6 protein-coding genes and 1 pseudogene are annotated in these 4770 nt (G+C 66.6%); 1 reads left to right on the top strand and 6 read right to left on the bottom strand.

Going from position 1 to position 4770, the window contains the following annotated elements; genetic code table 11:
• The 6 genes and pseudogenes from U9980_RS11415 to clpS form a co-directional block, all read right to left on the bottom strand.
• Positions 1-328, bottom strand: a pseudogene (locus U9980_RS11415) (hypothetical protein); the annotation flags it as partial.
• Positions 329-508: 180 nt separating this feature from the next.
• A complete protein-coding gene (locus U9980_RS11410; RefSeq protein ID WP_322767892.1) occupies positions 509-1456 on the bottom strand; it encodes a cysteine synthase in 948 nt (315 codons plus the stop codon).
• 13 nt (positions 1457-1469) lie between these two features.
• Positions 1470-1859 (bottom strand): MoaD/ThiS family protein, encoded by a 390-nt coding sequence (locus U9980_RS11405; protein ID WP_322767891.1) that lies wholly within the window; start codon positions 1857-1859, stop codon positions 1470-1472.
• A gap of 218 nt (positions 1860-2077) precedes the next feature.
• Entirely contained in the window at positions 2078-2482 is a 405-nt protein-coding gene (locus U9980_RS11400; RefSeq protein WP_322750940.1) for a M67 family metallopeptidase, read from the bottom strand.
• The gene (locus U9980_RS11395) at positions 2454-3092 is read right to left on the bottom strand and encodes a DUF2017 family protein (protein WP_322767890.1); all 639 of its coding nucleotides are present in this window, start codon (positions 3090-3092) and stop codon (positions 2454-2456) included. Before U9980_RS11395 ends, U9980_RS11400 begins: the two co-directional genes overlap by 29 nt.
• A 62-nt stretch (positions 3093-3154) precedes the next feature.
• Positions 3155-3445 carry an ATP-dependent Clp protease adapter ClpS gene (gene clpS, locus U9980_RS11390; RefSeq protein WP_322767889.1) on the bottom strand — a complete coding sequence of 97 codons (291 nt, stop codon included), beginning with the start codon at positions 3443-3445 and terminating at the stop codon, positions 3155-3157.
• Between the two features lie 174 nt (positions 3446-3619).
• Between clpS and U9980_RS11385 the strand changes: the two genes are divergently transcribed.
• Positions 3620-4770, top strand: a 1151-nt coding sequence (locus tag U9980_RS11385; RefSeq protein ID WP_322767888.1) for a nicotinate phosphoribosyltransferase, incomplete at its 3' end; no start/stop codon positions are given.

Below are 4770 nucleotides of genomic sequence, written 5' to 3'. Positions count from 1 at the left end.
CACGGCGGGTCACGGCCACGCGCCGGGCAGCTGCCCGGGTCGAAGAGGCGTGCGCACGAGCGCCGCCGGTGGCCGCCACAGCCGCGAGAAAGACCGCCTCGGTCGGCCGGATGTCGCACGGTTCCTCACCGGCGTACCGCCTGGTTTCGACCACGGAGCCACCGGCCGACCACTGCGGCCCGGCCAGCGGTCGCGGTCGGCCGGGACCACGCCTCGTGGCACCGACGGGACGACCGGTGGAGTCGGATAGGAGCTGATCGAGGATCGCCTGCATGACGGTGTGGCCGTCGCCTGCGCTGTCGAATACCCCGATGGGCGCGCCGCTCATGAGCGATCAGACTAAGCCCGAAATCGGGTTCTCACCCTGTGGCAGTGGTCACGATACCCGTGTCGAATTTTGGACACCCCGGCCCACGTAGGCATCCCAACCACTTCCCGGGCACGGGACAGAAAATCGTGACCATTACCACACCGGGTCGATGGCCAGGCAGACCCCCACGGCTTCCGATCAGGCCCAGAGCTGACCCTCCAACGCCGCCTCAGCTTCCTCCAGCGTGCCCGCGTAGGCACCGGTGGACAGGTACTTCCAGCCGCCGTCACAGACGATGAGGGCAATGTCGGCACGCTGACCGGCCCGCACGCACTTCTCGGCCTCGATCAATGCCGCATGCAGGATGCATCCGGTCGAGATCCCGGCGAAGATCCCTTCTGTCTCAACCAGCTCCCGCGTCCGACGCAGTGACTCCTTCGGACCCACGGAGATACGGGTGGTGAGCACACTCCCGTCGTAAAGCTCGGGAATGAATCCTTCGTCAATATTGCGAAGCCCGTAGACGATCTCCCCATATCTGGGCTCCGCGGCGATGACTCGAATATCCGGTACCCGTTCGCGGAGGAAGCGTCCGGTGCCCATCAGCGTCCCGGTGGTGCCGAGGCCCGCGACAAAGTGGGTGATGGACGGGAGATCCTCGAGGAGTTCCGGCCCGGTCGTCTCATAATGCGCCTGCGCGTTTGCCGGGTTGCCGTACTGGTAGAGCATCACCCAGTCAGGATGTTCGGCGGCCAGCCGCTTGGCCACGGCCACCGCCTCATTCGAGCCGCCGGCCGCAGGCGAGTAGACGATCTCGGCACCCCACATGGCGAGCAGCTGACGCCGCTCAACCGAGGTGTTCTCGGGCATCACACAGATCAGCCGGTATCCCCGCTGGCGGCAGACCATCGCCAGCGAGATACCTGTGTTACCTGAGGTCGGTTCAAGGACGGTCGCGCCGGCGGTGAGAATGCCGCGCTTCTCGCCATCAGCGATCATCCACAAGGCCGCGCGATCCTTGATGGAACCGGTCGGGTTGTCCTGTTCCAGCTTGGCCCACAGCCGGACATCCGGTGACGGTGAGAGCCTCGGCAGGCCCACCAGGGGGGTGTGGCCTACCGAGTCCACCAGAGAGTCGAAACGCATCAGCTCTTCTGACCTACCTGCCTGCTAGTGCTCGGGGGACTGCGGCCGCCGGTATCGTGGCGGAGCCACCGGCGACGGCGGGCAATATGGTGATCTCGCCCAAAGTCGCCGGTATCGTGGCGGAGCCACCGGCGACGGCGGGCAATATGGTTATATTGTCACCATCAGCGATCTTTGCATCAAGACCACCGAGGAAGCGGACGTCCTCATCGTTGACATAGATGTTCACGAAGCGATGGAGCTCACCGCCGCCGTCCCCGGAGACGAGCCGGCCCCGCAGACCCGGAAAACGGCTGTCGATGTCGATGAACAGCGCGTCGAGGGTGTCACCGACGCCCTCGACGACCTTGGACCCACCCGTGTAGCTGCGCAGGATCGTCGGAACGCGGACCTGGACTGCCATGGTGCTCCTCTCGGTGTTGCACGGTGTTGCACGGTGTTGCACGGTGTTGCACTGTCTCGCTCGTCACCGCCGGACGCGACCAAACGCCTTATCATCACCTCTGCCGGGACGACGTGTCCCATCCCACTGCGATCGCTGACCATGCCGGTTCGGCGGTCGCCCGGAGAATCGACGCGGGGGGGACACAGTCAGCCACCCAGCACAACGTCGTGAACGCCTCAGAGGATTTCCACGGGCTCCTCGGTGACGACTTCGTCGACGATGCGGAACGACCGGAACTCGGTCCGCTCGGAGTCGCGGGTGGACGCGAGGACGTAATGGGCACCCGGTTGCGAAGCCAGCGAGATATCCGTCCGGGAGGGGTACGCCTCGGTGGCGGTATGTGAGTGATAGATCACTACCGGCTCCTCGTCCCGGTCGTCCATCTCACGCCAGACCGTGAGCTGCTCCGCGGAGTCGAACCGGTAGAACGTGGGTGACCGCTCCGCATTCTCCATGGCCACGAAGCGCTCCGGACGGTCCGAGCCGGCTGGTCCCGCGACGATCCCGCAGGCCTCGTCGGGATGGTCTCGTCGGGCATGGGCCACGATGGCCTCATAGACCGCTCGTTCGATACGCAGCACGGACCCACCGTATGACGAGTGGCATCGGCGACGGGATGCCATCAGGCTGACATGGTGCGCAAGACCCGCCGGCGTCACAGCAATACGTGCACGAGCTGGTCCTGCATGTCACCGAGGAAGAGGTACAACTCGACCACAGGTCTGCGAGGATCGTCACCCTCGATCGCGTAGAGAGCCTCGGCGGAGCATCGTCGGACAGGTTGAGCCGGGTACCGAACACCAGTCGCAGATCATTGAGGGTGACCAGCCAGTCCTGGACCTGGTCGTCATCGAGCACGGTCCGCCCGCCGGTCGCGGGAACAGTGGCCAGCACCCTGCGCGCGGCCGCGCGCTTGCCCGCGCGCAGGTCGTCCGACGTTCGCCTACGGTAGTCGGCGCCGGCATCGGGATCGTCGGGATAGGCGTCCGGCAGGAGCCGCGCCACGGCCGGGTCATCCGGCGGCGGCGGCGCCACGGCACGCAGCCCGACGATCGCCTCCAGCGGGTCGTCCACCGGTGGCGGCTCCAGCAGCGCGTCGATCTGGCCGATCAGCTCGATCAGGAGCGTCGCCTCCAGCGGACCGAGGGCTACCTGGATCCCGTCTCTAGTACGACTGAAGCCGTTGGACACGCTCTCCCGCCCAAGATCACAATTGATCGATCGAAACCCGCTGCCGGCGCAGAATAGTCCTTCTAGTCCTGCGCGATCGTGGCCCACAGGCCGTATGCGTGCAGACGGGTGGCGTCGCGCTCCATCTCCTCCCGGGTGCCGACGGACACGGTGGCCCGACCCTTGTGGTGCACGTCGAGCATGAGGGCCTTGGCCTTGTCCCGACTGAAACCGAACAGCTTCTGAAAGACATATGTCACATACGACATCAGGTTCACCGGATCGTTCCAGACGATCGTGACCCAGGGTCGGTCGTCCTCGGTGGTCTCGTCAACCTCCGAGATGTCTTCGGGCACGACAGTGGCAAGTGGCACGACCTCTATTGTGACGCGTCGACGATCCGCCTTCCCCCCGACCGCCGCACACCTGGCCGCCCGCCGCCCGATGTCAGAAATCCCGATTTGTACCTGTTCGACCCGGAATGCGAACACCGATCGGCCAAGGTCCGTAAGAGCGCCCGGCAATGGGGGCGCTCTACCCTGGTCGGGATGACCACGCCTACATCGCCGTCCATGCGCTCTTCCGCGCTGGCATCGACGGCCCTGCTGACCGATCACTACGAGCTGACGATGCTGCAGGCCGCGTTATGGTCCGGAGCGGCATCGCGCCGGGTGGTCTTCGAGGTGTTCACCCGAGCCCTACCGCCCGGCCGCCGGTTCGGTGTGGTCGCCGGTACCGGACGCCTGCTGGCGGCGCTTGAGTCGTTCCGCTTCGGACCCGAGGAACTCACCTTCCTGCGCGACGGTGGGATCGTGGACGATTCCACCGCGGACTACCTGGCCGGGTACCGCTTCGGCGGGGATATCCAGGGCCTCGCCGAAGGCGAGCCGTTCATGCCGAACACCCCGGTGTTGGTCGTGGAAGGCAGCTTCGCCGAGTGCATCCTGCTGGAGACCCTGGTGCTGTCCGTGCTCAACCACGACAGTGCGATCGCCGGCGCGGGTGCGCGGATGGTCGCCGCGGCGGCAGGCCGGCCATGCGTCGACATGGGCTCACGCCGTGCCCACGAGCAGGCTGCCGTCGCCGCCGCCCGAGCCGCCTACCTGGTCGGGTTCACCTCCACATCCAACCTGGAAGCGGGCCGGCGGTGGGACATCCCGACCACGGGAACGGCGGCGCACGCGTTCACCCTCGTCCATCCGTCCGAACGCCTGGCGTTCGCAGCCCAGGTCGCCGCACTCGGCGTCGACACGACGCTGCTCGTGGACACCTATGACGTTCCCGCAGCGATCGCGACCGCGCTCGAGGTGGCAGGCCCGGGGCTCGGCGCGATCCGTCTCGACAGCGGTGACCTCGGCCTCACGGCCCGGGCCGCCCGGGCGCAGTTGGACTCGTTCGGCGCGCAGAGTACCCGTATTATCGCGACCGGCGATCTGGACGAGCATGTCATCGCCCGGCTCGCGCACGCTCCGGTCGACGGCTACGGCATCGGCACGAAGCTCGTCACCGGTTCGGGGGCACCCACCGCCGGGTTCGTCTACAAACTCGTCGAGGTGGACGGGACGGGCGTTGCCAAGATGTCAGTGGGCAAGAGCACCAAAGGATGGCGCAAGCGGGTGAGCCGCCGCCACGACCGCAACGGGGTTGCGGTCGCGGACGTGATCACGATCGACGCTGCCGGCTCCCCCACGCCAACCGG

The sequence above is a fragment of the Protofrankia sp. Cr1 genome (assembly GCF_963555865.1).
In the GTDB taxonomy this organism is placed as follows: domain Bacteria; phylum Actinomycetota; class Actinomycetes; order Frankiales; family Frankiaceae; genus Protofrankia.
This window is presented reverse-complemented; position numbering and strand designations above follow the sequence as displayed.

Coding starts and splice junctions, on each gene's coding strand:
- U9980_RS11410 (WP_322767892.1), bottom strand. CDS start 1,456: ATGCGTTTCGACTCTCTGGTGGACTCGGTAGGCCACACCCCCCTGGTG.
- U9980_RS11405 (WP_322767891.1), bottom strand. CDS start 1,859: ATGGCAGTCCAGGTCCGCGTTCCGACGATCCTGCGCAGCTACACGGGT.